The sequence below is a fragment of the Halomonas korlensis genome, from assembly GCF_900116705.1.
GTDB classification, from domain to species: Bacteria; Pseudomonadota; Gammaproteobacteria; order Pseudomonadales; family Halomonadaceae; genus Halomonas; species Halomonas korlensis.
In genome coordinates this window covers 56,945-82,454 of sequence record NZ_FPBP01000014.1, presented here as the reverse complement: position 1 = coordinate 82,454, position 25,510 = coordinate 56,945, and the positions used below count along the sequence as shown (strand labels likewise).

36 protein-coding genes are annotated in these 25,510 nt (G+C 61.6%); 34 read left to right on the top strand and 2 right to left on the bottom strand.

Annotated features, from left to right (window positions below; all coding sequences use genetic code 11):
- The first annotated feature begins 3 nt into the window (after positions 1-3).
- The 30 genes from fusA to rplQ all read left to right on the top strand — a co-directional run bounded on the left by fusA (position 4) and on the right by rplQ (position 17,272).
- Positions 4-2,124 carry an elongation factor G gene (gene fusA / locus BM341_RS16445; RefSeq protein ID WP_089797146.1) on the top strand — a complete coding sequence of 707 codons (2,121 nt, stop codon included), beginning with the start codon at positions 4-6 and terminating at the stop codon, positions 2,122-2,124.
- Positions 2,125-2,154: 30 nt separating this feature from the next.
- The gene (tuf, locus tag BM341_RS16440; protein ID WP_089797145.1) at positions 2,155-3,348 is read left to right on the top strand and encodes an elongation factor Tu; all 1,194 of its coding nucleotides are present in this window, start codon (positions 2,155-2,157) and stop codon (positions 3,346-3,348) included.
- A 158-nt stretch (positions 3,349-3,506) separates the two neighbouring features.
- Entirely contained in the window at positions 3,507-3,818 is a 312-nt protein-coding gene (gene rpsJ, locus BM341_RS16435; RefSeq protein ID WP_016419080.1) for a 30S ribosomal protein S10, read from the top strand.
- Positions 3,819-3,978: 160 nt separating this feature from the next.
- Entirely contained in the window at positions 3,979-4,617 is a 639-nt protein-coding gene (gene rplC / locus BM341_RS16430; RefSeq protein WP_089797144.1) for a 50S ribosomal protein L3, read from the top strand.
- A gap of 15 nt (positions 4,618-4,632) precedes the next feature.
- Positions 4,633-5,241, top strand: a complete 609-nt coding sequence (rplD, locus tag BM341_RS16425) for a 50S ribosomal protein L4 (protein WP_089797143.1) — start codon at positions 4,633-4,635, stop codon at positions 5,239-5,241.
- A complete protein-coding gene (rplW, locus tag BM341_RS16420; protein WP_089714412.1) occupies positions 5,238-5,534 on the top strand; it encodes a 50S ribosomal protein L23 in 297 nt (98 codons plus the stop codon). The genes rplD and rplW overlap by 4 nt, the downstream gene beginning before the upstream one ends.
- A 17-nt stretch (positions 5,535-5,551) precedes the next feature.
- Complete coding sequence (gene rplB / locus BM341_RS16415; RefSeq protein ID WP_089797142.1) at positions 5,552-6,382, top strand: 50S ribosomal protein L2; 831 nt, start codon at positions 5,552-5,554, stop codon at positions 6,380-6,382.
- Positions 6,383-6,415: 33 nt separating this feature from the next.
- Complete coding sequence (rpsS, locus tag BM341_RS16410) at positions 6,416-6,691, top strand: 30S ribosomal protein S19 (RefSeq protein ID WP_048306673.1); 276 nt, start codon at positions 6,416-6,418, stop codon at positions 6,689-6,691.
- Positions 6,692-6,709: 18 nt separating this feature from the next.
- A complete protein-coding gene (gene rplV / locus BM341_RS16405) occupies positions 6,710-7,042 on the top strand; it encodes a 50S ribosomal protein L22 (RefSeq protein ID WP_089797141.1) in 333 nt (110 codons plus the stop codon).
- Between the two features lie 11 nt (positions 7,043-7,053).
- Positions 7,054-7,752 carry a 30S ribosomal protein S3 gene (gene rpsC / locus BM341_RS16400; protein ID WP_089797140.1) on the top strand — a complete coding sequence of 233 codons (699 nt, stop codon included), beginning with the start codon at positions 7,054-7,056 and terminating at the stop codon, positions 7,750-7,752.
- A 15-nt stretch (positions 7,753-7,767) separates the two neighbouring features.
- Entirely contained in the window at positions 7,768-8,181 is a 414-nt protein-coding gene (gene rplP, locus BM341_RS16395; RefSeq protein ID WP_021819610.1) for a 50S ribosomal protein L16, read from the top strand.
- On the top strand, positions 8,181-8,372 hold the full coding sequence (gene rpmC / locus BM341_RS16390) for a 50S ribosomal protein L29 (protein WP_089797139.1): 192 nt from the start codon (positions 8,181-8,183) through the stop codon (positions 8,370-8,372). Before rplP ends, rpmC begins: the two co-directional genes overlap by 1 nt.
- Before the next feature lies 1 nt (position 8,373).
- Positions 8,374-8,634: a 30S ribosomal protein S17 gene (gene rpsQ / locus BM341_RS16385; protein ID WP_089797138.1), complete on the top strand. Its 261-nt coding sequence runs from the start codon at positions 8,374-8,376 to the stop codon at positions 8,632-8,634.
- 52 nt (positions 8,635-8,686) lie between these two features.
- Positions 8,687-9,058 carry a 50S ribosomal protein L14 gene (gene rplN, locus BM341_RS16380; RefSeq protein WP_009723896.1) on the top strand — a complete coding sequence of 124 codons (372 nt, stop codon included), beginning with the start codon at positions 8,687-8,689 and terminating at the stop codon, positions 9,056-9,058.
- A gap of 14 nt (positions 9,059-9,072) precedes the next feature.
- On the top strand, positions 9,073-9,387 hold the full coding sequence (rplX, locus tag BM341_RS16375) for a 50S ribosomal protein L24 (RefSeq protein ID WP_089797137.1): 315 nt from the start codon (positions 9,073-9,075) through the stop codon (positions 9,385-9,387).
- Between the two features lie 18 nt (positions 9,388-9,405).
- A complete protein-coding gene (gene rplE, locus BM341_RS16370) occupies positions 9,406-9,945 on the top strand; it encodes a 50S ribosomal protein L5 (protein WP_089797136.1) in 540 nt (179 codons plus the stop codon).
- A 10-nt stretch (positions 9,946-9,955) separates the two neighbouring features.
- Positions 9,956-10,261, top strand: a complete 306-nt coding sequence (gene rpsN, locus BM341_RS16365; RefSeq protein ID WP_089797135.1) for a 30S ribosomal protein S14 — start codon at positions 9,956-9,958, stop codon at positions 10,259-10,261.
- Positions 10,262-10,293: 32 nt separating this feature from the next.
- The gene (gene rpsH / locus BM341_RS16360; RefSeq protein WP_089797134.1) at positions 10,294-10,686 is read left to right on the top strand and encodes a 30S ribosomal protein S8; all 393 of its coding nucleotides are present in this window, start codon (positions 10,294-10,296) and stop codon (positions 10,684-10,686) included.
- A 9-nt stretch (positions 10,687-10,695) separates the two neighbouring features.
- On the top strand, positions 10,696-11,226 hold the full coding sequence (gene rplF, locus BM341_RS16355) for a 50S ribosomal protein L6 (protein WP_089797133.1): 531 nt from the start codon (positions 10,696-10,698) through the stop codon (positions 11,224-11,226).
- Between the two features lie 9 nt (positions 11,227-11,235).
- Complete coding sequence (rplR, locus tag BM341_RS16350) at positions 11,236-11,586, top strand: 50S ribosomal protein L18 (protein ID WP_089797132.1); 351 nt, start codon at positions 11,236-11,238, stop codon at positions 11,584-11,586.
- An 11-nt stretch (positions 11,587-11,597) separates the two neighbouring features.
- Positions 11,598-12,098 carry a 30S ribosomal protein S5 gene (rpsE, locus tag BM341_RS16345; RefSeq protein ID WP_089797131.1) on the top strand — a complete coding sequence of 167 codons (501 nt, stop codon included), beginning with the start codon at positions 11,598-11,600 and terminating at the stop codon, positions 12,096-12,098.
- Positions 12,099-12,103: 5 nt separating this feature from the next.
- Positions 12,104-12,286, top strand: a complete 183-nt coding sequence (gene rpmD / locus BM341_RS16340) for a 50S ribosomal protein L30 (protein ID WP_089797130.1) — start codon at positions 12,104-12,106, stop codon at positions 12,284-12,286.
- Between the two features lie 3 nt (positions 12,287-12,289).
- Complete coding sequence (gene rplO, locus BM341_RS16335) at positions 12,290-12,724, top strand: 50S ribosomal protein L15 (protein ID WP_089797129.1); 435 nt, start codon at positions 12,290-12,292, stop codon at positions 12,722-12,724.
- The gene (gene secY / locus BM341_RS16330; RefSeq protein WP_089797128.1) at positions 12,725-14,053 is read left to right on the top strand and encodes a preprotein translocase subunit SecY; all 1,329 of its coding nucleotides are present in this window, start codon (positions 12,725-12,727) and stop codon (positions 14,051-14,053) included.
- A 51-nt stretch (positions 14,054-14,104) separates the two neighbouring features.
- Complete coding sequence (gene rpmJ, locus BM341_RS16325; protein ID WP_008959154.1) at positions 14,105-14,218, top strand: 50S ribosomal protein L36; 114 nt, start codon at positions 14,105-14,107, stop codon at positions 14,216-14,218.
- A 123-nt stretch (positions 14,219-14,341) separates the two neighbouring features.
- The gene (rpsM, locus tag BM341_RS16320; protein ID WP_089797127.1) at positions 14,342-14,698 is read left to right on the top strand and encodes a 30S ribosomal protein S13; all 357 of its coding nucleotides are present in this window, start codon (positions 14,342-14,344) and stop codon (positions 14,696-14,698) included.
- Between the two features lie 39 nt (positions 14,699-14,737).
- Positions 14,738-15,124, top strand: a complete 387-nt coding sequence (rpsK, locus tag BM341_RS16315; RefSeq protein WP_040183105.1) for a 30S ribosomal protein S11 — start codon at positions 14,738-14,740, stop codon at positions 15,122-15,124.
- 12 nt (positions 15,125-15,136) lie between these two features.
- On the top strand, positions 15,137-15,757 hold the full coding sequence (rpsD, locus tag BM341_RS16310; protein ID WP_089797126.1) for a 30S ribosomal protein S4: 621 nt from the start codon (positions 15,137-15,139) through the stop codon (positions 15,755-15,757).
- Positions 15,758-15,841: 84 nt separating this feature from the next.
- Complete coding sequence (locus BM341_RS16305) at positions 15,842-16,840, top strand: DNA-directed RNA polymerase subunit alpha (RefSeq protein WP_089797164.1); 999 nt, start codon at positions 15,842-15,844, stop codon at positions 16,838-16,840.
- Between the two features lie 39 nt (positions 16,841-16,879).
- Positions 16,880-17,272, top strand: coding sequence for a 50S ribosomal protein L17 (gene rplQ / locus BM341_RS16300; protein WP_089797125.1), 393 nt, complete (start codon positions 16,880-16,882; stop codon positions 17,270-17,272).
- 106 nt (positions 17,273-17,378) lie between these two features.
- Here the strand turns inward: rplQ and uvrA are convergent, their stop codons facing one another.
- Positions 17,379-20,249 (bottom strand): excinuclease ABC subunit UvrA, encoded by a 2,871-nt coding sequence (gene uvrA, locus BM341_RS16295; protein WP_089797124.1) that lies wholly within the window; start codon positions 20,247-20,249, stop codon positions 17,379-17,381.
- Between the two features lie 162 nt (positions 20,250-20,411).
- Here uvrA and BM341_RS16290 point away from each other — a divergent pair, with 162 nt between their 5' ends.
- From BM341_RS16290 to BM341_RS16275, 4 genes are all read left to right on the top strand, one after another.
- Positions 20,412-21,800, top strand: a complete 1,389-nt coding sequence (locus tag BM341_RS16290; protein ID WP_089797123.1) for an MFS transporter — start codon at positions 20,412-20,414, stop codon at positions 21,798-21,800.
- Positions 21,801-21,902: 102 nt separating this feature from the next.
- A complete protein-coding gene (gene ssb / locus BM341_RS16285; protein ID WP_089797122.1) occupies positions 21,903-22,478 on the top strand; it encodes a single-stranded DNA-binding protein in 576 nt (191 codons plus the stop codon).
- A gap of 74 nt (positions 22,479-22,552) precedes the next feature.
- Complete coding sequence (locus BM341_RS16280; protein ID WP_089797121.1) at positions 22,553-23,446, top strand: sugar nucleotide-binding protein; 894 nt, start codon at positions 22,553-22,555, stop codon at positions 23,444-23,446.
- A complete protein-coding gene (locus BM341_RS16275) occupies positions 23,443-24,204 on the top strand; it encodes a lysophospholipid acyltransferase family protein (protein ID WP_089797120.1) in 762 nt (253 codons plus the stop codon). The genes BM341_RS16280 and BM341_RS16275 overlap by 4 nt, the downstream gene beginning before the upstream one ends.
- A 79-nt stretch (positions 24,205-24,283) precedes the next feature.
- Here BM341_RS16275 and fabB read toward each other — a convergent pair whose 3' ends face one another.
- Positions 24,284-25,501, bottom strand: coding sequence for a beta-ketoacyl-ACP synthase I (gene fabB / locus BM341_RS16270; protein ID WP_089797119.1), 1,218 nt, complete (start codon positions 25,499-25,501; stop codon positions 24,284-24,286).
- Between the last annotated feature and the right edge of the window lie 9 nt (positions 25,502-25,510).

Below are 25,510 nucleotides of genomic sequence, written 5' to 3'. Positions count from 1 at the left end.
AACGTGGCTCGCAAGACTCCGCTTAAGCGTTACCGCAATATCGGTATCGTGGCACACGTCGACGCCGGGAAGACCACCACTACCGAGCGCGTCCTGTTCTATACCGGCCTCTCCCACAAGGTCGGCGAGGTCCATGATGGCGCTGCCACCATGGACTGGATGGAGCAGGAGCAAGAGCGCGGTATTACCATTACCTCGGCGGCGACCACCTGCTTCTGGCAGGGCATGAACAAGCAGTTCGATGAGCATCGCATCAACATCATCGACACGCCTGGACACGTCGACTTCACCATCGAGGTGGAGCGCTCGTTGCGCGTGCTCGACGGTGCCGTGGTCGTGTTGTGCGGTTCTTCCGGCGTCCAGCCGCAGACAGAAACTGTCTGGCGCCAGGCAAACAAGTACGAAGTCCCGCGCATGGTGTTCGTCAACAAGATGGACCGTGCCGGTGCCGACTTCTTCATGGTCGTCGACCAGCTCAAGACCCGTCTGGGCGCCAATGTGGTGCCGATCCAGATCAACTGGGGTTCCGAGGACGAGTTCAAGGGCGTCATCGATCTGGTCCAGATGAAGGGCATTCTCTGGGACGAAGACAATTTCGGCATGAGCTACGAGCTGGTGGATATTCCTGCTGAGTTGCAGGAAACCGCCGAGAAGTATCGTGAAGAAATGGTCGAGGCGGCTGCCGACGGCTCCGAGGAGCTGATGAACAAGTACCTCGAAGGCGGTGAGCTGACGATCGAGGAAATCAAGGCCGGCCTGCGCGCGCGCACCCTGGCCAACGAGATCGTGCTGGTCACCTGCGGCTCGGCATTCAAGAACAAGGGCGTGCAGGCGGTGCTGGATGGCGTGATCGAGTACATGCCGTCGCCCACCGAGGTCAAGGCCATCGAGGGTGAGCTGGACGACAAGGATGGCACCATCGCCACCCGTGAAGCGGACGATAATGCGCCCTTCTCGGCCTTGGCGTTCAAGATTGCCACCGATCCCTTCGTCGGCACCCTGACGTTCATCCGCGTTTATTCGGGTGTGCTGAAGTCGGGCGATAGCGTCTTCAACTCCGTCAAGGAGAAGAAAGAGCGCGTCGGTCGTATCGTGCAGATGCACGCCAACTCGCGTGAAGAGATCAAGGAAGTGCTGGCTGGCGATATCGCCGCCTGTATCGGTCTCAAGGACGTCACCACCGGTGATACCCTGTGCGATCTGAACGACAAGATCGTGCTCGAGCGCATGGAATTTCCGGACCCGGTGATTTCGGTAGCCGTCGAACCCAAGTCCAAGGCTGACCAGGAAAAGATGGGTGTGGCTCTGGGCAAGCTGGCCCAGGAAGATCCCTCGTTCCAGGTCAAGACCGATGAGGAAACCGGCCAGACCATCATCTCCGGCATGGGCGAGCTGCACCTCGACATCCTCGTCGACCGCATGCGTCGCGAGTTCAAGGTCGAGGCCAACATCGGCAAGCCTCAGGTCGCCTATCGCGAAACCATTCGCGCCAAGGTCGAGCAGGAAGGCAAGTTCGTCCGCCAGTCAGGTGGACGCGGGCAGTACGGTCATGTCTGGCTGCGCATCGAGCCGCTCACTGCGGAAGAGAAGGGCGAAGACGAAGACATGCACTTCAAGTTTGCCTCCGAAGTCGTTGGCGGCGTGGTTCCCAAGGAATACATTCCGGCCGTCGAAAAGGGGGCCTACGAGCAGCTGCAAAATGGCGTCATTGCGGGCTATCCGATGATCGACGTCAAGGTTACGCTGTACGACGGTTCTTACCATGACGTGGACTCCAACGAGACCGCGTTCAAGGTCGCCTCCTCCATGGCGGTCAAGGAAGGAGCCAAAAAGGCCAAGGCCGTGCTGCTGGAGCCGGTGATGAAGGTCGAGGTGGTGACGCCCGAAGATTTCATGGGCGACGTCATGGGCGATCTCAACCGTCGCCGCGGCCTAGTGCAGGGTATGGATGATTCCCCAACCGGCAAGATCATCCGCGCCACGGTGCCGCTGGCTGAGATGTTCGGTTATGCAACCGATCTACGTTCTCAGACCCAGGGCCGCGCAAGCTACGTCATGGAGTTTGCGAATTACGAAGAGGCGCCCTCCAGCGTCGTCGAAGCCGTCATCAACCAGAACGGTTAACCGTTTAGCTAACGTAAAGAGGTTATAGCAGTGGCTAAGGCAAAATTTGAACGTACCAAACCGCATATCAACGTCGGCACAATCGGTCACGTCGACCACGGCAAGACCACGCTGACTGCGGCCCTGACCCGTGTTTCCGCCGAGGTCTTCGGTGGTGACTGGAGCGAGTTCGACGCCATCGACAATGCGCCGGAAGAGCGTGAGCGCGGCATCACCATCGCCACCTCGCACGTCGAGTACCAGTCCGAGACGCGTCACTACGCTCACGTCGACTGCCCGGGGCACGCCGATTACGTCAAGAACATGATCACCGGTGCCGCCCAGATGGACGGCGCGATTCTGGTCTGTTCCGCTGCCGACGGCCCCATGCCGCAGACTCGCGAACACATCCTGCTGTCGCGTCAGGTCGGCGTGCCGTACATCGTCGTGTTCCTGAACAAGGCCGACATGGTCGATGACGAGGAGCTGCTCGAGCTGGTCGAAATGGAAGTTCGCGAGCTCCTCGACCAGTACGACTTCCCGGGTGACGACACCCCGATCATCACCGGTTCCGCCCTCATGGCCCTGGAAGGCAAGGACGACAACGGCATGGGTACCACCGCCGTTGCCAGCCTGATCAAGGCGCTGGACGACTACATTCCGGAGCCCGAGCGTGCCATCGACCAGCCGTTCCTGATGCCGATCGAGGACGTATTCTCGATTTCGGGTCGTGGTACGGTCGTGACCGGTCGTGTCGAGCGCGGCGTCGTCAAGGCGGGCGAGGAAGTCGAGATCGTCGGCATCAAGGACACCGTCAAGACCGTCGTGACCGGTGTGGAAATGTTCCGCAAGCTGCTCGACGAGGGGCGTGCCGGTGAGAACGTCGGCGCCCTGCTGCGCGGCACCAAGCGTGACGACGTCGAGCGTGGTCAGGTCCTGGCCAAGCCGGGCACCATCACCCCGCACACCACGTTCGAAGCCGAAGTCTACGTGCTGTCCAAGGAAGAGGGTGGTCGTCATACGCCGTTCTTCAAGGGCTATCGTCCGCAGTTCTACTTCCGTACCACCGACATCACCGGTACCTGTGAACTGCCGGAAGGCGTCGAGATGGTCATGCCGGGCGACAATGTCCAGATGGTGGTCACCCTGATCGCCCCGATCGCCATGGATGACGGCCTGCGCTTCGCCATCCGTGAAGGTGGCCGTACCGTCGGCGCCGGCGTCGTGGCCAAGATCATCAAGTAAGTCGTTTGACGACTGTTTGATCGAAGGGGGTCCCAAGGGACCCCCTTTCTACGCACTGTAGCGTTCGGTTGACACTCGCTAACGACGTGCCTATAATGCGCATCCTTTGAATGCGTGGGTGGACGGCTCGCGCCGTCGATATCCATTGGAGTTTAGGAATGCAGAACCAGAAGATTCGCATTCGGTTGAAGGCTTTCGACCATCGCCTGATCGATCAGTCCGCCGCGGAGATCGTGGAAACCGCCAAGCGTACCGGTGCCCAGGTGCGCGGGCCGATTCCGCTGCCGACCAATCGTGAGCGCTATACCATCCTGATCTCGCCGCACGTCAACAAGGACGCGCGCGACCAGTATGAGATTCGCACCCACAAGCGTGTTCTCGATATCGTCGAGCCCACGGAAAAAACCGTTGATGCCTTGATGAAGCTCGACCTCGCCGCCGGCGTCGACGTGCAGATCAAGCTCGACTAAGACCACACTAGACACTCGCGGCCCAGCGTTCGCCCTACCTCAGAATTCGAGGCGATCAGCAGCCGCCACGCCGCGATGGCGTCATACAACGTGCTAGTGGAATGCTCTGGAAAGGGCAGCCATAGCGGGTGATAGCCCCGTACACTAAAGGAGACTGAGAATGACTATCGGTTTAGTCGGTAAGAAGGCCGGGATGACCCGTGTCTTCACCGAAGACGGCGCATCCGTGCCCGTGACCGTGATCGAGGTTGATCCGAATCGCGTGACTCGCGTCAAGACCGTCGAGAATGATGGTTATGCTGCGATTCAGGTGACAACCGGCTCCCGCAAGGCCAAGCACCTGACGAAAGCCCAGGCTGGGCAATTCGCCAAGGCAGGTGTCGAGGCTGGCCGTTCACTGATGGAGTTTCGCCTTCCCGAAGGCGTCGAGGCTCCCGAAGTGGGTGGCGAACTCACCGTATCCCTCTTTGAAGCTGGTCAGATGATCGACGTGACCGGCACCTCCAAGGGCAAGGGCTTCCAGGGCGCCGTCAAGCGCTGGAATTTCCGCACCCAAGACAATACTCACGGTAACTCCCTGTCGCATCGCGCGCCGGGCTCCATCGGTATGTGCCAGACCCCTGGACGCGTGTTCAAGGGCAAGAAGATGGCCGGCCAGATGGGCAACGTGCGTTGCACCGTCCAGAGTCTCGAAGTCGTGCGTGTCGACACCGAACGTAACCTGTTGCTGGTCAAGGGCGCCGTGCCTGGCGCCACTGGCAGTGACGTTGTCGTGCACAGCGCCGTGAAAGCTCGCTGAAGGGGATAGAGACCGATGAATCTGAATCTTGCAGGTGCAGGCGCCGGAACCGTCGAAGTATCCGATGCCACCTTTGGCAAAGAATTCAACGAGGCACTCGTGCACCAGGTCGTCACCGCCTATCTGGCCGGTGCTCGTCAGGGGACTCGCGCCCAGAAGAATCGCTCCGACGTGCGCGGCGGCGGCAAGAAGCCGTGGCGTCAGAAGGGCACCGGACGTGCGCGTGCCGGTACCATCCGTTCGCCAATCTGGCGTGGGGGCGGTGTGACCTTCGCGGCACGTCCGCAGGACCATTCCCAGAAGGTCAACCGCAAGATGTACCGTGCGGCCATGCGCTCGATTCTCTCCGAGCTGGTGCGCCAGGAACGTCTGGTGGTCGTCGATGAGTTCGCCGTTGAAGCCCCCAAGACCAAGCAGCTAGTCGCCAAGCTCGAAGATCTGGGCCTGGAGAAGGTGTTGATCGTCACCGAAGAGCTTGACGAGAAGCTCTATCTGGCCGCCCGCAACATTCCCAATGTGGATGTAGTGGACGCCGCGGCCGCCGACCCGGTGAGCCTGGTGGCTTTCGACAAGGTGCTGGTCACCGTCTCCGCTCTGCGTAAATTCGAGGAGAAGCTGGCATGAACCAGGAACGTGTATTCAAGGTTCTGCTTGGTCCGCACGTGACCGAGAAGGCTGCGATGGCCGCCGAACGCAACCAGTACGTGTTCAAGGTGGCCAGCGACGCGACCAAGCCCGAGATCAAGGCGGCCGTTCAGGAGCTGTTCGGCAAGAAGGTCGACCGTGTTCAGGTGCTGAACATGAAGGGCAAGACCAAGCGCACTGCGCAAGGTCTGGGTCATCGCAAGGGGTATCGCAAGGCGTACGTCACACTGGCCGCCGGCGAAACCCTTGAAGACTTCTCTGGCGCCGAATAAGGGCAGGAGTACGGATCATGGCAATCGTCAAGACTAAACCCACATCCGCCGGTCGTCGCCACGTCGTCAAGATCGTCGGCGAGGAACTGTACAAGGGCCGCGCCTACGCGCCGTTGCTCGAGAAGCAGTCCCGCTCCGGTGGCCGTAACAACCGCGGTCGCATCACTACCCGTCACGTGGGTGGTGGCCACCGTCATCATTATCGGCTGGTCGATTTCAAGCGCACCAAGGATGGCGTTCCCGCCACCGTCGAGCGCCTGGAGCACGACCCGAACCGCAGTGCGCACATTGCACTGCTCAAGTATCTCGATGGCGAACGCCGTTACATCATAGCGCCGAAGGGCGTGAGTGCCGGTGATCGTCTCGAGTCGGGTGTCAACGCGGCGATCAAGAAAGGCAACGCCTTGCCGCTGCGTAACATTCCGCTGGGTTCCACCGTGCATTGTATCGAGCTCAAGCCCGGCAAGGGTGCCCAGATCGCTCGCAGTGCCGGTACCAGCGCCCAGCTGGTCGCCCGTGAAGGCAACTATGCCACCCTGCGTCTGCGCTCCGGCGAGACACGCAAGGTGTTGGCGGAGTGCCGCGCGACCCTGGGGGAAGTGAGCAACTCCGAGCACAGCCTGCGTCAGCTTGGCAAGGCCGGTGCGAAGCGCTGGAGAGGGGTGCGTCCGACCGTTCGCGGTGTCGCCATGAACCCGGTGGACCACCCGCACGGCGGCGGTGAAGGCCGCAGCAGCGGGGGTCGCCACCCGGTCAGCCCGTGGGGTATCCCCACCAAGGGCCACAAGACCCGCAAGAACAAGCGCACCGACAAGCTGATCGTCCGTCGCCGCAAGGCCCGGAAATAAGATCCAACGCCAAGACATCAAGAGGTAACGGCTGTGCCACGTTCACTGAAGAAAGGTCCCTTTATTGACCTTCATCTTTTGAAGAAGGTTGAGACTGCAGTGGAGAAGAGCGATCGCAAACCGATCAAGACCTGGTCGCGTCGCTCGATGATCCTGCCCAACATGGTCGGGCTCACCATTGCAGTCCATAACGGTCGCCAACACGTCCCGGTGCATGTCTCCGAGGAAATGGTTGGCCACAAGCTGGGCGAATTCGCTGCTACCCGCACCTATCGCGGTCATGCGGCGGACAGAAAAGCCAAACGGTAAGCCAGAGAGGATTCAGAGATGGAAGTCACAGCTAAGTTGCGTGGCGCTCGGTTATCCGCCCAGAAGGCCCGTTTGGTGGCTGACCAGGTGCGCGGTAAACCGGTCGCCGAGGCGCTCGACCTGCTGACCTTCTCACCGAAGAAGGCTGCCAAGCTGGTTCGTAAAGTGCTGCAGTCCGCCATCGCGAATGCGGAAGAAAATAACGGCATGGATATCGACGAGCTGCGTGTCTCGACCGTCTGCGTCGATGAGGGCATGACGCTCAAGCGTATCAAGCCGCGCGCCAAGGGCCGTGCGGATCGTATCTTGAAGCGCACCTGCCACATCACCGTCAAGGTAGCCGAGAAGTAGGAGTCGACCAGATGGGTCAAAAAGTCAATCCAACAGGCATTCGGCTGGGTATCGTCAAAGACCATACGTCAGTCTGGTATGCCGAGCGCGGCGCCTATGCCGATAAGCTCAACAGCGATCTCGAAGTGCGTAGCTTCCTCGAGAAGCGCTTGAAGAATGCGTCCGTGAGCCGTATCCACATCGAGCGTCCGGCCAATAATGCCCGCATTACCATTCACACTGCCCGCCCGGGCATCGTGATCGGCAAGAAGGGTGAGGACGTCGATCGGCTGCGCCGCGAAGTCACCGCGATGATGGGCGTGCCCGTGCACGTCAACATCGAGGAAATTCGCAAGCCCGAGCTGGATGCCATGCTCGTGGCGCAGAACATCGCCGGCCAGCTCGAGCGCCGCGTGATGTTCCGTCGTGCCATGAAGCGTGCCGTGCAGAACTCCATGCGCCTCGGCGCAGGCGGTATCAAGGTGATGCTGTCGGGTCGTCTCGGCGGTGCGGAAATCGCGCGTACCGAGTGGTATCGGGAAGGTCGTGTTCCGCTGCATACCCTGCGTGCGGACATCGACTACGCCGCCTACGAGGCCAAGACCACCTACGGCATCATTGGTGTCAAGGTCTGGGTCTTCAAGGGTGAAATCCTCGGGGGCATCGAGGAGGTCCGCGCCAAGGCGAAGCAGCCGCAGGCAGCGCCCTCCAAGAAGAAAGGTTCCAGATAAGGGGAGAGCGAGTCGATGTTACAACCCAAGCGTATGAAGTTCCGCAAGATGCAGAAGGGTCGCAACCGTGGCCTGGCGCATCGCGGAAGCAAGGTGAGTTTCGGTGAGTACGGGCTCAAGGCCACCGGCCGGGGCCGCGTCACCGCTCGCCAGATCGAGGCGGGGCGGCGTGCGATCACTCGTCACGTCAAGCGTGGTGGCAAGATCTGGATTCGGGTGTTCCCGGACAAGCCGATTTCCAAGAAGCCGCTCGAAGTCCGTATGGGTAAGGGCAAGGGCTCGGTCGAGTACTGGGTCGCCCAGATTCAGCCGGGTCGGGTCCTGTACGAGATCGAAGGCGTGTCCGAGGAGCTGGCCCGCGAGGCGTTCGCTCTCGCGGCGCAGAAGTTCCCGGTCTCCACCACCTTTGTGAAACGGACGGTGATGTGATGAAAGCCCAGGAAATCCGTGAAAAGTCAGCAGAGCAGCTCAAGGAGCAGCTCTTCGAACTCCTCCGCGAGCAGTTCAACCTGCGCATGCAGAAGGCCACCGGCCAGCTCAGCCAGACACACCTGCTCAAGCAGGTTCGTCGGGACATCGCCCGGGTGAAGACTGTGCTCAACGAGAAGGCAGGTGACTGAGATGGCTGAAGAAAAGAAAGCCCGTACGCTCACCGGCAAGGTGGTGAGCGACAAGATGGACAAGTCCATCGTGGTAATGATCGAGCGCCGCGAGCGTCACCCGATCTATGGCAAGTACATGAAGCGCTCCACCAAGCTGCACGCCCACGACGAGGCTAACCAGGCGAAGGCCGGTGATACGGTCTCCATCCAGGAGTGTCGCCCATTGTCCAGGAAGAAAGCCTGGACGCTGGTCGAGGTGGTCGAGCAAGCCAAGGGCTGATCGGCTCACGCCTGTCAAACCAGTGCAGTCAGATTAGGTTTGGAGAAAACCGATGATTCAGACTCAGACAATGCTGGATGTCGCCGACAACAGCGGAGCGCGCCGGGTGCAATGCATCAAGGTGCTCGGTGGTTCACACCGCCGTTATGCCCGCGTCGGTGACGTCATCAAGGTCACAGTGAAAGAAGCCATCCCGCGTGGCAAGGTCAAGAAAGGCCAGGTGCTCAAGGCGGTAGTGGTTCGTACCCGTAGTGGCGTCCGTCGTAGCGACGGTTCGCTGATCCGCTTCGATGGAAATGCGGCCGTTCTGTTGAATAACACCAACGAACAGCCGATCGGTACCCGTATTTTCGGGCCGGTGACGCGTGAACTTCGCAACGAGAAGTTCATGAAGATCATTTCCCTGGCGCCCGAAGTGCTGTAAGGAGCGAGGCGGATATGCAAAAGATCAAACGTGACGACGAAGTGGTCGTCATTGCCGGCAAGGACAAGGGCAAGCGCGGCACCGTCAAGCGGGTTCTCGAAAACCGCTTCGTGGTGTCCGGTGTGAACATGATCAAGCGTCACACCAAGCCCAATCCCATGGCGGGCCAACAGGGCGGTATCGTCGAGCGCGAGGCTCCGATTCACGCGTCCAACGTTGCCATCTTCAATCAGGAGACCGGTAAGGCGGATCGCGTCGGGTTCCAGGTGAACGAAGACGGTACCAAGGTTCGTATCTACAAGTCGACGCAGACGCAGATCGACGCCTAACGCGAGTCGGGTAGCAAAATGGCGAACTTGAAAGAACGTTATCAGAATGAGGTCGTAGCTCAGCTCCAAGAGCAGTTCAGCTACGCCAATGTAATGCAGGTGCCGCGTGTCACCAAGGTGACGCTCAACATGGGCATCGGCGAGGCGACCAGCGATAAAAAGCTGATCGACAACGCCATCGGCGACCTGGAGATGCTTTCCGGTCAGAAGCCGATGGTCACCAAGGCGCGCAAGTCCATCGCGGGCTTCAAGGTGCGTGAAGGCTGGCCGATCGGGATCAAGGTCACACTGCGCAGCGCGCGGATGTGGGACTTTCTCGATCGCCTGGTGAATATCGCGATCCCCCGCGTGCGTGACTTCCGTGGTCTCAACCCGAAGTCCTTCGACGGTCGTGGCAATTACTCGATGGGGGTGCGTGAGCAGATCATCTTTCCAGAGATCGAATATGATAAAATCGATCGGATCCGTGGTCTGGATGTCACCATCACCACCACCGCCAACAACGATGAAGAAGGGCGTGCGTTGCTTAGCGCGCTGAACTTCCCGTTCAAAAAGTAAGGGTGGGATCATGGCAAAGAAAAGCATGGTAGAACGCGAGCTCAAGCGTACCAAGATGGTGGAGAAGTATGCCGCCAAGCGTGCCGAGCTCAAGGCGGTCATCCAGGACGTCAACGCCTCTGACGAGGAGCGCTTCGAGGCGCAGCTGAAGCTGCAGCAACTGCCGCGCGACTCCAGCCCGGTGCGTCAGCGCAACCGTTGCCGGATCACCGGCCGTCCGCACGGCTTCTACAACAAGTTCGGCCTCGGCCGCAACAAGCTGCGTGAAGCCGCCATGCGTGGCGACGTGCCCGGGCTCAAGAAGTCCAGCTGGTAACGCCACGTAGAATCATCAGGAGCGCAACGTAAATGAGCATGCAAGACACTCTGGCGGATATGTTAACCCGTATCCGCAATGCGCAGATGGCCACCAAGGAGACGGTTTCCATGCCGTCTTCCAAATTGAAGGTCCAGGTGGCCCGCGTGCTGAAAGAAGAGGGCTTTATCACTGACTTCGCCGTCAGCGAAAGTGCCAAGCCCGAGCTGACCGTCACCCTCAAGTACTTCGAGGGCAAGCCGGTCATCGAGCACCTGCAGCGGGTCTCCAAGCCGTCCCTGCGCTCTTACAAGGGCAAGGACGCGCTTCCCAAGGTCGCCGAAGGCCTGGGCATCGCGATCGTCACGACCTCCAACGGGGTAATGACCGATCGTGCGGCGCGCCAGGCGGGTATCGGTGGCGAAGTCATCTGCACCGTATTCTAGGAGTTTGGAATGTCCCGCGTAGCCAAATATCCGGTCAAAGTGCCCAGCGGCGTCGACATCAAGGTCGACGGCGATCAGCTGACCGTCAAGGGCGGCCAGGGCACCTTGTCCATGACCGTCCACTCGGATGTGGTGCTCGGCCAGGAGGAAGGTCAACTGACGTTCCAGCCCAGCGAGTCCGCGAAGAGCTGGGCCATGGTCGGTACCACTCGTGCCCTGGTGCAAAACCTGGTCACTGGTGTAAGCGAGGGCTTTACCAAGTCTCTCGAGATCAATGGCGTCGGCTATCGTGCCCAGGCAAAAGGCCAGACGCTCAACCTGACACTGGGCTTCTCCCACCCGGTCGATTACACGCTGCCTGAGGGTGTCACGGTGGAAACACCGAAGAACACTACGATCGTGCTGAAAAGCGCGGACAAGCAGAAGCTCGGCCAGGTTGCCGCGGAAATCCGCGCCTTCCGTCCGCCCGAGCCCTACAAGGGCAAGGGTATCCGGTACGGCGACGAACAAGTCCGCCGCAAAGAAGCCAAGAAGAAGTAAGGCAGGGTTATGAACGCGAAGAAAGAATCTCGTCTCCGTCGTGCCCGCCGCGCTCGCGCCAAGATTCGCGAGCTGGGCGTGTATCGCCTGTGCGTCAATCGTACCCCGCGCCACATCTATGCGCAGATCATCTCGCCGGATGGTGGTAAGGTCCTGGCAAGCGCGTCGACGCTGGACAAGGCGCTGCGTGAGGGAGCGACCGGTAACTCGGACGCCGCCGCCAAGGTGGGTGCATTGATTGCCGAACGTGCCAAGCAGGCTGGCATCACTCAGGTAGCCTTCGATCGTGCCGGTTTCAAGTACCACGGTCGCGTCAAGGCCCTGGCCGACGCCGCTCGTGAAGGCGGCCTGGAATTCTAAAGGGTTTTACGATGGCGAAGAACGAACAGAACACCGGAGATCTGCAAGAGAAGCTTGTGCAGGTCAACCGTGTCGCCAAGGTGGTCAAGGGGGGGCGCATTTTCGGCTTCACCGCCCTGACCGTCGTCGGCGATGGCAAGGGCCGTGTGGGCTTCGGTCGTGGCAAGGCGCGTGAAGTGCCGGTCGCGATCCAGAAGGCCATGGACCAGGCCCGTCGCAACATGGTCAAGGTCAACCTCAAGGGTGGCACCCTGCAGTATCCGGTCAAGGCCCGTCACGGCGCCTCCAAGGTGTACATGCAGCCCGCCTCGGAAGGTACCGGCATCATCGCGGGCGGCGCCATGCGCTCCGTCCTCGAGCTGGCTGGCGTCCACGACGTGCTGGCCAAGTGCTACGGCTCCACCAATCCGGTGAACGTGGTGCGCGCGACGGTGAATGGCCTGGCCTCCATCCAATCGCCGGACGATATTGCCGCCAAGCGCGGAATGTCCGTCGAAGCGATCACGGGGTAAATGCCATGACAGCTACACTCAAGGTCACCCAGACCCGCAGTACCATCGGTATCCTGCCCAAGCACAAGGCCACCATGTGTGGACTGGGCCTGCGCCGCATCGGTCATACGGTTCAACTGGAAGACACCCCTGCCGTTCGCGGCATGATCCACAAGGTCAACTACCTTGTGCGTGTTGAGGGAGAGTAATCCATGAAACTCAATAGCCTGAGCCCGGCTCCGGGCTCCAAGCACGCCGAAAAGCGTGTCGGCCGTGGCATCGGTTCCGGTCTGGGCAAGACCGGTGGCCGTGGCCACAAGGGTCTCAAGTCGCGCAGTGGCGGTAGCGTCAAGCCAGGCTTCGAAGGCGGCCAGATGCCGCTGCAGCGTCGTCTGCCGAAGTTCGGCTTCACCTCGGCAAAGTCGCTGGTCACCGAAGAGGTGCGCCTGGGCGAGCTGGCCAAGGTCGAAAGTGGTGACGTCACCCTGGAAAGCCTCAAGAAGGCCAACGTGCTGAAGGACGCCACGCTGCACGCGAAGGTGATCCTGTCCGGCGAACTGAACAAGGCGGTGACGGTCCGCGGCATCAAGGTCACCCAGGGTGCCCGCGCCGCAATCGAAGCCGCCGGTGGCAAGGTAGAGGACTAAATGGCCAAGTCAGGAAACATGCCGGCGATGGGCAGCGGATTGAGTGAACTGTGGGCGCGTCTGCGCTTCGTGCTCCTCGCCATCGTGGTGTACCGCATCGGTGCCCATATCCCCGTTCCCGGTATCAATCCTGACCAGCTTGCTGCCTTGTTCCGGGAGCAGCAGGGTACCATCCTGGGCATGTTCAACATGTTCTCGGGTGGCGCTCTGGAGCGCATGAGCATCATGGCGCTGGGGATCATGCCCTACATCTCGGCGTCGATCATCATGCAGTTGATGACGGCCGTCTCGCCGCACCTCGAGCAATTGAAGAAAGAAGGGGAGGCCGGTCGGCGCAAGATCAGCCAGTACACCCGATACGGCACCGTGGTCCTGGCATTCGTGCAGGCCACCGGCATGTCCGTGGGCCTGGCGAGTCAGGGTATCGCCTATACCGCCGACTTCAGTTTCTATTTCACCGCCATCGTGACCTTCGTCACCGGTGCGGTGTTCCTGATGTGGCTGGGCGAGCAGATCACCGAGAAGGGCATCGGCAACGGTATTTCGTTGCTGATCTTCGCCGGCATCGTCGCCGGGCTGCCGGGAGCGGTGGGACAGGCGTTCGTCCTGGCGCGCAACGAGGGCGCCTGGAACGTGTTGCCGCTATTGGCGTTGACCGTGCTGGGTGTCGCGACCGTCGCCTTCGTGGTGTTCATCGAGCGCGGCCAGCGTCGCATCACCGTGAACTACCCGCGCCGGCAGGTCGGCAACAAGATGTATGCCGGCCAGAGCAGTTATTTGCCGCTCAAGGTCAACATGGCGGGTGTCATTCCGGCGATCTTCGCCTCGAGCATCCTGCTGTTTCCAGCCTCGCTGGGCCAGTGGGTCGGGGCCGGGGATGGCATGGAGTGGTTACAGCGTGCGTCCCAGGCCCTGGGGCCGGGCCAACCCCTGTATATCTTGCTTTTCGGCGCGGCGGTGGTATTCTTCTGCTTCTTTTACACAGCACTGGTCTTCAATCCCAAGGACGTCGCCGACAATCTCAAGAAGTCGGGGGCCTTCTTGCCGGGCATTCGCCCCGGTGAGCAGACCGCTCGCTATATCGACAAGGTCATGACGCGTCTGACCCTGTTCGGTGCCTTGTACATTACTGCGGTTTCCCTGATGCCCCAATTTCTGATTGTGGCCTGGAACGTGCCGTTCTTCTTCGGCGGCACGTCGCTGTTGATCGTGGTGGTGGTGATCATGGACTTCATGGCTCAGGTGCAATCGCACCTCATGTCGCACCAGTACGAGTCGGTGATGAAGAAGTCCAACCTGAAAGGCTATGGCAGCGGCGGCATGATGTAGCCGTGAGGCCGTCGATTTGGCGCACCGCGAGTCGATTTTGGAGAAAGAACGATGAAAGTTCGAGCTTCCGTGAAGAAAATGTGCCGTAACTGCAAGATCATTCGTCGCAATGGCGCCGTGCGCGTCATCTGCAGCGAGCCGCGGCACAAGCAGCGCCAGGGCTGAACCTGACGCTGTACTGAACCGGGCGCCGGCATACCCCTTGCCCTTCCAAGGGTAAAGGGGTATGCTGTTGCGCCTTTTGTAGTTGATCCAACGAGCAAGCCGCTCAAATTTCGGAGTAAGCTGATGGCCCGTATTGCAGGCGTCAATATCCCGGACAACAAGCATGCGGCGATCTCGCTGACCTATATCTTCGGGATTGGCCGTACTCGCGCACGTCATATCTGTGACGCGACCGGCATCGCGCCGACCACCAAGGTGCAGGATCTGTCGTCAGAAGACGTCGACACCCTGCGTACCGAGGTCGGCAAGTACACCGTGGAAGGCGACCTTCGCCGTGATGTCACGCTTAATATCAAGCGTCTCATGGACCTGGGTTGCTATCGTGGTCTGCGTCATCGTCGTGGTCTTCCGCTGCGTGGTCAGCGTACCAAGACCAATGCGCGTACCCGCAAGGGCCCGCGCAAGCCGATTCGCAAATAACACGCACGTTCTGGCGTAAAGACAGGAAACGACATCAACATGGCTAACCCGCGTAGCAACCGTAAAAAGGTTAAAAAGCAGGTAGTGGATGCCATCGCGCATATCCATGCCTCTTTTAACAACACGATCATTACGATCACAGACCGCCAGGGCAACGCTCTGTCATGGGCGACTGCCGGTGGTTCGGGTTTTCGTGGTTCTCGCAAGAGCACCCCGTTCGCTGCTCAAGTGGCAAGCGAGCGTGCAGCGACTGCTGCAGCCGAGTATGGTGTGAAAAACGTCGACGTGCTGGTCAAGGGCCCCGGTCCTGGCCGTGAATCCGCCGTGCGGGCACTCAATGCCGCCGGCTTCCGCGTGCAAAGCATCACCGACGCGACGCCCATTCCCCATAATGGCTGCCGTCCGCCGAAGAAACGCCGCGTTTAAGGAGACAGATTCATGGCTCGTTACATTGGACCGAAGTGCAAACTGTCTCGTCGTGAGGGGACCGACCTCTTTCTGAAGAGCGGTGTCACTCCCTTCGAGAAGAAGTGCAAATCCGAACAGATTCCGGGTGTGCACGGCCAGCGCCGTCAGCGTCTTTCCGACTACGGCTTGCAGCTTCGCGAGAAGCAGAAAGTACGTCGCATGTATGGCGTACTCGAGAAGCAGTTCCGCAACTACTACAAGGAAGCGGCCCGTCTCAAGGGCGCGACCGGCGAGGTGTTGCTGCAGCTGCTCGAATCCCGGCTGGACAACGTCGTCTACCGCATGGGCTTCGGCTCGACGCGCTCTGAAGCGCGTCAGCTGGTCAGCCACAAGGCGGTTTCCGTGAACGGACGCACTGTCAACGTGGCTTCCTATCAAGTGAAGCCGGGTGACGTCGTGTCGATCCGCGAAAAGGCGAAGAACCAGGCTCGTATTCAAAGCGCGTTGTCCATTGCGGCCAACCGTGGCGATATCGCTTGGATCGAGATTGATGCCAAGAAGATGGAAGGCACTTTCAAGGCTCTGCCTGAACGCGGTGACCTGACTGCCGACATCAACGAAAACCTGATCGTCGAGCTGTACTCGAAGTAAACGGCGCCAGGCGTCGTTCCGGCCCCCATGATCGGGGCCGGCCAGAGTACCGAGTATCCGTTTGGCAGCCTGATAGGTGTTCATATGCAGCGTTCAGTGACAGAGTTTCTCCGTCCTCGCGACATCAAGGTCGAAGAAATCAGCGCACACCACGCAAAGATCGTGCTCGAGCCCTTCGAGCGTGGCTTTGGCCATACCCTGGGCAACGCACTGCGTCGTATCCTGCTCTCGTCTATGCCCGGCTGTGCCGTGGTGGAAGTCGAGATCGCCGGCGTCGATCACGAGTACAGCGCGATCGAGGGTGTTCAGGAAGATGTCATCGAGATTCTCCTGAACCTCAAGGACGTGGCGATCAAGATGCACACTCGCGACGAGGCGGTGCTCTCGCTGAACAAGCAGGGCCCGGCCGTCGTGACTGCGGGAGATATCGCGCTCGATCATGATGTCGATATCGTCAATCCCGAGCACATCATTGCCCACGTCAACGAGGGTTGCGAGCTCAAGATGCAGCTCAAGATAGCCAGAGGTCGTGGCTACGAGCCGGCCGACGTTCGCAGCGAAGCCGACGACGAATCACGTGCCATCGGCCGTTTGCAGCTGGATGCGACCTTCAGCCCCGTGCGTCGTGTCTCCTACTCCGTCGAGGCCGCGCGTGTCGAACAGCGCACCGACCTCGACAAGCTGATCATCAGCCTGGAGACCGACGGCACCCTGGATCCGGAAGAGGCGATCCGTCGCAGCGCCACCATCCTGCAAGAGCAGTTGGGTGCGTTCGTTGACCTGGAAGTCGACAAGGAACAGGAAGTGGAGGAGGAGCAGGATCATATCGATCCCATCCTGCTGCGCCCCGTAGACGATCTCGAGTTGACCGTTCGCAGCGCCAACTGCCTGAAAGCCGAGAATATCTATTATATCGGCGATCTGATTCAGCGTACCGAGGTGGAGCTTCTCAAGACGCCCAACCTCGGCAAGAAGTCCCTGAACGAGATCAAGGACGTTCTGGCAGCCCGCGGTCTTTCCCTTGGCATGCGGCTGGAGAACTGGCCGCCGGCAAGCCTGAAGGACGATAAGGCCTCCGCGTGAGCGTCGTCTCGAGTCCAAGTTTGGTAAGGAATTACAACCATGCGTCATCGTAAGAGTGGTCGTCACCTCAATCGCACGAGCTCGCACCGTCAGGCCATGTTCAAGAACATGAGCGTGTCGTTGATCGAGCACGAAGTGATCAAGACAACCCTGCCCAAGGCCAAGGAGCTGCGTCGCGTCATCGAGCCGCTGATTACCCTGGCCAAGCAGGACAGCGTCGCTAATCGCCGTCTGGCCTTCAGCCGTACCCGCTCGAAGGAAGCGGTCGGCAAGCTCTTCAGTGAGCTGGGGCCGCGTTACGTCGAGCGCCCGGGCGGTTACGTCCGTATTCTCAAGTGCGGCTTCCGCACCGGCGATAACGCGCCCATGGCCTTCGTCGAACTGGTCGATCGTCCGATCGTCGAGGACGAGGAAGTCGCCGTCGAGGAGTAACACTCGGTAGCGGGTTCCGACCTGGCAGCGCAACAGCAAAACCGGCTCCTCTCGCGAGGGCCGGTTTTTTCGTGCGCGCAAGGCTCGTCTTGCGCTGCGGACTCTATCAGCTTCCCGCCGCGCTCGTGGCTCGCGGCTCCTGGCTCCTCGGCTGCTTCTCCAGCAGTGGCTTGAGAAAGCGCCCCGTATGCGACGCCTCCAGGTGGGCCACCTGCTCGGGGGTGCCCTCGGCAATGATGCGCCCGCCGCCCGAGCCGCCCTCGGGGCCGAGGTCGATCAGCCAGTCGGCGGTCTTGATCACGTCGAGGTTGTGCTCGATAACCACGATGGTGTTGCCATGATCGCGCAGGCGGTGCAGTACGGCGAGCAACTGGCGAATGTCCTCGAAGTGCAGGCCGGTGGTCGGCTCGTCGAGGATATAGAGAGTCTTGCCGGTATCCCGCTTGGCGAGTTCTCGGGCCAGCTTGACACGCTGCGCTTCGCCGCCGGAGAGGGTGGTGGCGCTCTGGCCCAGACGAATGTAGGAAAGCCCCACGTCGAGCAGGGTCTGGAGCCGCCGGGCAATGGCCGGTACCGGGCTGAAGAAGTCGAGGGCTTCCTCCACGGTCATCTCCAGCACCTCGTGGATGCTCTTGCCCTTGTAGTGTATCTCCAGGGTCTCGCGATTGTAGCGCTTGCCCCGACAGACATCGCAGGGCACGTAGATGTCAGGAAGAAAGTGCATCTCGACCTTGATCATGCCCTCGCCCTGGCAGGCCTCGCAGCGCCCGCCCTTGACGTTGAAGGAGAAGCGTCCCGGCTTGTAGCCACGTGAGCGCGCCTCCTGGGTGCCGGCGAAAAGCTCGCGGATGGGCGTGAAGATGCCGGTGTAGGTGGCCGGGTTGGAACGCGGCGTGCGCCCGATCGGGCTCTGGTCGATGTCGATGACCTTGTCGAGCTGGTCGAGCCCTTCGATGCCGGTGTGCGCCGCGGGCGTCAGGCTGGTGGCCTTGTTGAGCTCGCGGGCGGCGATGGGCATCAGGGTGCCGTTGATCAGCGTCGACTTGCCGGAGCCCGAGACGCCGGTGACGCAGACGAACAGCCCCAGCGGCAGGCTCAGGCTTACGTCCTGCAGGTTGTTGCCGCTGGCGCCGGTGAGGCGCAGCATCTTCTCGGGATTGCCGGGGATCCGCCAGGGTGGCACCTCGATGCGCCGGGCGCCGGAAAGGTACTGGCCGGTGAGCGAGTCAGGCGCGGCCATGATGTCCTCGGGGGTCCCCTGGGCGACGATATGGCCGCCATGCACGCCGGCGCCGGGGCCGATGTCGAGCACGTGGTCGGCGGCGCGAATCGCCTCCTCGTCGTGTTCGACCACGATGACGGTGTTGCCGAGGTCGCGCAGGCGCTCCAGCGTCTGCAGCAGGCGGTTGTTGTCGCGCTGATGCAGGCCGATGGACGGCTCGTCGAGGATGTACATGACCCCGACCAGGCCGGCGCCGATCTGACTGGCCAGCCGGATACGCTGGGCTTCGCCGCCGGAGAGCGTCTCGGCGCTGCGCTCCAGGTTCAGGTAGTCCAGGCCGACGTTGACCAGAAACTCCAGGCGAGCGTGGATCTCGTTGACGATCTTCGCGGCGATCTCGCCCTTCCGACCGGGCAGCGCGAGCTCACCGAAATAGCGCCACGCCTCGCCGATGGGCAGATGGACGATTTCCGGCAGGGTGTGGTCGTCGATGAAGACGTTGCGGGACTCCTTGCGAAGCCGCGAACCCTGGCAGGTCGGGCAGGGCTGCACGGCGATGTAGCGCGCCAATTCCTCGCGGACCATGGTCGACTCGGTCTCGCGATAGCGCCGCTGCATATTGGGCAGCACCCCTTCGAACGGATGCTCGCGGGACACCTTGCGCCCACGGTCGTTGACGTAGTGAAAGGCGATGTCGTCGCTGTCGCTGCCGTGCAGGATGACCTCGCGCTCGTGTCGCGCCAGGTCCTGCCAGGGGGTTTCCAGCGTGAAGCGGTAGTGGTCGGCGACCGATTGCAGCTGATTGAAATAGTAGACGCTGCGCCGGTCCCAGCCCTTGATCACGCCCTCGGCCAGCGACAGCGCCGGATGGCTGATCAGCTTGTCCGGGTCGAAGACCTGCTGTACGCCCAGGCCGTCGCAGGTGGGGCAGGCGCCGGCCGGGTTGTTGAAGGAGAACATGCGCGGCTCGAGTTCGGCGATGGAATAGCCGCACACCGGGCAGGCGAAGCGTGCCGAAAATGCCATGTCGTCCTGCTCGCCGTCCATGAAGTGGATCATGGCAACGCCGTCGGCCAGGTTGAGCGAGGTCTCGAAGGACTCGGCCAGGCGCTGCTGTAGCCCTTCGCGGACCTTGAGACGGTCGACCACCACGCTGATGTCATGCTTCTTGTTCTTGTCCAGCGGGGCGATGTCGTCGAGCTCGAGTACCTGGTCATCAATCATGGCCCGCACAAAGCCCTGGGCGCGCAGTTCGGCGAGCAGTTGCAGGTGCTCGCCCTTGCGTCCCTTGACGACCGGGGCCAGCAGCATCAGCTTGGTGCCTTCGGGGAGCGCCAGTACCTGATCGACCATCTGCGAGACGGTCTGGGCCTCGAGATCCTCGCCGTGTTCGGGGCAGCGAGGCGTCCCGGCCCGGGCAAACAGCAGGCGCAGGTAGTCGTAGATCTCGGTGATGGTGCCCACGGTGGAGCGCGGGTTATGAGAGGTCGACTTCTGCTCGATGGAGATCGCCGGCGACAGCCCCTCGATGTGATCGACGTCAGGCTTCTCCATCATCGACAGGAACTGGCGGGCATAAGTGGAGAGGGACTCCACATAGCGCCGCTGTCCTTCGGCATAGAGCGTATCGAAGGCCAGCGATGATTTGCCCGAACCAGAAAGACCGGTGACCACGATCAGTCGATTGCGGGGCAACTCCACGTCGATCTGCTTGAGGTTGTGGGTGCGAGCACCCCTGACCAGAATCTTGTCCATTCCCACCTCGAGACGCGCGGCAAAAGATCAATTATACGTGTCTCGCCACCCGGCCGGCAAAGCCCATCCCGGCTGTCGGCTTTCCCTGCCGGGTGACGAGCCGCTAGAATAGTCGGTCCATCTTCGATGCCATGCGTCTGCCTACGGAATCCCGGAACGTTTATGCGAAAGGTCTCAGGGCTGCTGTTAGTGTCAGAGCGGCGTGCCATCACCGGTCTCGCCGGACTTTACGCCACCCGCATGCTGGGTCTGTTCATGGTGTTGCCGGTGCTGGCGCTCTACGCTGATGATCTGGCCGGGGCGACACCGCTGCTGGTGGGACTCGCGCTGGGTGTCTATGGACTGACGCAGGCCATTCTGCAGATTCCCTTCGGCCTGCTCTCGGACCGTCTGGGGCGCAAGCCGGTCATCGCCGCCGGGCTGGTGCTGTTTCTGATCGGCAGCATAGTAGCCGCCGGTGCCGACACCATCGGTGGGGTGATCCTGGGCCGCTGCCTGCAGGGTAGCGGCGCCGTGGCTGCCGCGATCATGGCGCTGCTTGCCGACCAGACCCGTGAACAGGTACGCACGGCCGCCATGGCCACCATCGGGCTATCTATCGGGGCCGCCTTCGCTGTAGCCATGGTGCTCGGCCCCTGGCTAGCCGCCGGTTTTGGCCTTGGCGGTGTCTTCTGGTTCACGGCTGGGCTGGCCATGCTGGGCCTCGTCGTGCTGTGGAAGCTGGTGCCGCCGGCACCGCGCCGGGTGCGCCATCGTGACGTGGGGCTCGACCGCGAGCAGTTGCGCTCGATCCTGAAACGCAGCGACCTGTGGCGAATAGATCTGTCGATCTTCTCGCTGCATCTCATCCTGATGGCGATCTTCGTTGCCGTGCCCTTCCGGCTTATCGAGGCGGGGGTCGTGGTCGAGCGCCATGGACTCACGTATCTTGGCGTCATGGCCCTGGCTTTTCTGGCCATGGTGCCGCTGGTGATCGTTGCGGAAAAATGGCGTCACATGAAAGCCATGTGCCTGCTGGCGATCGGGGCGATCACCCTTAGCCTTGTCGGGCTGGCTGGCCTGGCTTCGGGATGGTGGGGATTGGTCGGCTGGATGCTGCTGTTCTTTACCGGTTTTAACCTGCTCGAGGCGACCCTGCCGTCGATGTTGAGCAAGCTGGCCCCGGCGGGGGCCAAGGGCACGGCCATGGGCATCTACTCCACCAGCCAGTTCCTCGGCGCCTTTCTGGGCGGCCTGCTGGGAGGGCTTCTAGCCCAGCAACTGGGGCTCTCAGCGGTGTTCGCCGGTTGTGCGCTGCTGGGGCTGGCATGGCTGGCGCTGATGGTCGGCATGTCGGCGCCTCCTCATCTGGCCAGCGAGGTCGTCGCCCTCGATGCCGATACACCGGAAGTGGCGCTGGACGCCCTGATGGCACGCTTCGCCGAGGTGGCCGGGGTCGAGGACGTACTCGTGGTACCCGAGGAACGATTGGCCTATCTCAAGGTCGATCGTCAGCGCCTCGATGAGCAGGCCCTGGCACAATTGATCGGCTCGCGGGACCCGAGTGCCTGAGCCGCGTATGATTCGACATATGGTGCCTGGTGCGCCACTGATATTTTCTATCCATCCGCCCCAAGATCCTACCCACTTAATCAAGACAGCAAGGAGTTCACCATGGCCCGTGGCGTCAACAAGGTTATCCTCATCGGCAACCTCGGTCAGGATCCGGAGGTGCGCTTTTTGCCCTCCGGCAACCCAGTCGCCAACCTGCGGCTTGCCACCACCGATACCTGGATGGACAAGCAGTCCGGTCAACGCCAGGAGCGCACCGAGTGGCATACCCTGGTGATGTTCAACAAGCTCGCCGAGATCGGCCAGCAATACCTGAAGAAGGGCTCGAAGATTTATGTCGAGGGCCGCCTGCAGACCCGCAAGTGGCAGGGCCAGGACGGACAGGATCGCTACAGCACCGAAATCGTCGTCAACGACATGCAGATGCTCGACTCCCGCGGTGGCGGCGATATGCCACAGTCCGGCAATCAGGGTGGTAGCTACCAGGGCGGCCAGTCACAGCCGCCTCAGGGAGGCTACGGCAACGCGCCACAGCAGGGCGGCGGCCAGCCCCAGCGACCCGCCCCGCAACCAGCCCCCGCACAGGGCGGTCAACAACAGGGCGGTCAGCAGCAGAGTAATTACGGCGCTCCCGATCCGGGCAGCTTCGACGACTTCGACGACGAGATCCCTTTCTAGCCGGAATAAGAAGAGTTGACTTGAGTCGAAGGAAGCCAAGGGACGAATCGCACAACGCTTGCGGAGACGCCTGAGTGAAGCTGTTGATACTGGATGCCGGGCATTGCCTGAGCCTGGCTCTCGCGCGCGAGGCCAACCGGCGTACTGACACTGAGTTGATGATCGAGGCCGCGGTGACGATTACGCCCGAGCGTCTCGCCGACATCTCGCCGGAGGCTCTGGTCATCCCCCCGTTGTCACGGCCGATTAGTGCCGAGCCGGCCGCCGTCACGGCGCATGCCGAGGCGGTCGAGGCGTGCATGGAAGCCTGTGTGGTCTGTGGTGTGCCTCTGGTATGGTGCGTTTCGGACCAGCTCTATGAGGAGGGCTTCGCGGGGCCGATCGATGAGCACGTCGTTCCCAGGCCGCGTGACGACAGCCTGCGGCGACTGGTGATCACCGGGGACCGCATCCGTGCCGAGGCGCCGCGACATCTGATCATCCGTCTGGGGCCACTGTTCGCCCTGGAAGGCAGCCATGCCTGGCTCGGTGAGCTGGTCGATACGCTGGTGATCGGCGGCGAGTGCCGAGGCGAGTCCGACGTGATCTTCTGCCCGACCTCGGCGGACGCGGTGGCCGTGGCACTGATCGGCATGCTGCAGCAGCAGTCCTGCGGGGCCGATGCCTGGGGGAGCTATCATCTGGCCGGCACCGAGCCGGTCAGTGCCTATACGTTCATTTCCATGGTGCGTACCCAACTGGCGACGCGTCTGGAAGGACGCGGCGAGCATCGCGAATTGGGGGTGGTGAAGGCCCTCAAGCATCACCACGACCAGCCACTTCGTCGGGTACTCAACTGCCGCCGGGTATTGGAGGTGTTCGGCGTTCACCAGAAGCCCTGGCGCCTGGAAGTGGGGCGGCTGCTCGACGCCTGGTGTTATGTGAACGAGCCGGCAATACCGGGCAGCAAGACCGGGGAGAGCCCATGAATGCGCTGCGCAGCTTGGTCTTCTATGCAGGCTACTTCCTGGCAATGCTGGTATGTGGCCTGCTCTTTGTGCCGGTATCGCCCCTGTTGCCGTTGCGAGACCGCTACCGTCTGCTCAATCTCTACAACCACTTCATCATCGCCTGGTTTCGTCTCGTGTGCGGGGTACGCTACGACATTCGCGGCCTGGAACGCTTGCCGTCCGGCCCCTGCGTGATCCTGGCCAATCACCAGTGCGAGTGGGAGACCGTCTATCTTCAGCTGCTCAAGCCCCCGGTGTGTACGGTCCTCAAGAAAGAGTTGCTGAACTTTCCGATCTTCGGTTGGGGGCTGCGCCTGTTGCACCCGATCGCCCTGGATCGCTCGAAGCCGGCACGGGCCATCAAGCAGGTGCTGGTACAGGGCAAGTCGCGTCTGGATGAAGGCCTTTCGGTGCTGATCTTTCCCGAGGGGACCCGGATGGAGCCGGGGCAGCGCAAGCGCTATACCAAGAGCGGAGCGGTCATTGCCTGTCGGGCGGGTGTGCCGGTGGTGCCGGTCGCCCATAATGCCGGTGAGCGTTGGCCGGCGCGGCACTGGGTCAAGAATCCGGGACGACTCTCACTGGTGGTGGGCGAGCCGATCGAGACGGCCGGCCGGACGGCGGAGGAAGTGCTGATCGAGACGGAGGCCTGGATCGAGGCCCGGCTCGCCGAGATCTCGGAGGTGCCACGCCCGGCGACCCCCGAGCCGACGATTACCGAGAAGCCGACGCTCTGATCGACATTCGCCCCCTCATGAACGCCAGAGGCGCCCTGCGGGGCGCCCTCTGACTAGTTGGTTGCTGGCAGCGCGTAGGTCAGTCGCGGAATTTTTCCAGCACCAGGCAGGCGTTGGTGCCGCCGAAGCCGAAGCTGTTGGAAAGTACGCGCTGAAGATTCGCACTGTCGCGCCGACTTGTCACGATATCGAACCCTTCCGCCTGTTCGTCAAGCTCCTCGACATTGGCCGAGGCAGTGATGAAATCATGCTCGAGCATCAGCAGCGAGTAGATAGTTTCCTGCACACCCGTGGCGCCGAGTGAGTGGCCGGTCAGCGACTTGGTAGAGCTCATCGGCGGGGTGGTGTCGCCGAATACCTCGCGAATGGCCTTGAGTTCGGCCACATCGCCCACCGGCGTCGAGGTGCCGTGGGTATTGATGTAGTCGATCTTGCCGTCGAGATTGGCCATCGCTTGACGCATGCAGCGCGCCGCGCCTTCGCCGGAGGGGGCGACCATGTCATGGCCATCGGAGGTGGCGCCATAGCCGACCACCTCAGCGTAGATCTTAGCGCCCCGCGCCTTGGCATGCTCGAGTTCCTCGAGCACCAGCATGCCGCCGCCACCGGCGATGACAAAGCCGTCGCGTGTCTGGTCATAGGGGCGTGAAGCCGATTCCGGTGTGTCGTTGTAGTGGGTCGACAGAGCGCCCATGGCATCGAACAGGCACGAGAGCGTCCAGTGCTCTTCTTCACCGCCACCGGCGAACACCACGTCCTGTTTGCCCATCTGGATCTGCTCCACGGCGCTGCCGATGCAGTGGGCCGAAGTGGCACAGGCCGAGGAGATCGAATAGTTGACGCCCTTGATCTTGAATGGCGTCGCCAGACACGCGGAAACGGTACTGCCCATGGTGCGTGTCACCCGGTAGGGGCCGACGCGGCGCAGCCCCTTTTCGCGCAGCAGGTCGGCGGCTTCCACCTGATTGGCGCTGGAGGCGCCGCCGGAGCCGGCGATCAGGCCGGTACGCTCGTTGGACACCTGGTCGTCGGCCAGCCCCGAATCCTTGATGGCCTGGGCCATGGATATATAGGCATAGGCTGCGGCATCGCCCATGAAGCGAAGCAGCTTGCGGTCGACCAACGCTTCAAGGTCGATATCCACCACCCCGGCGACCTGACTGCGGAAGCCGCGCTCGGCATATTCTTCCTTGAAACGAATACCGGAGCGCCCGTTCCTGAGCGCTTCGAGGACCTGTTGTGCATCGTTGCCGAGGCAGGACACGATGCCCAGGCCGGTGACTACCACTCGTCGCATGGGAGCCTC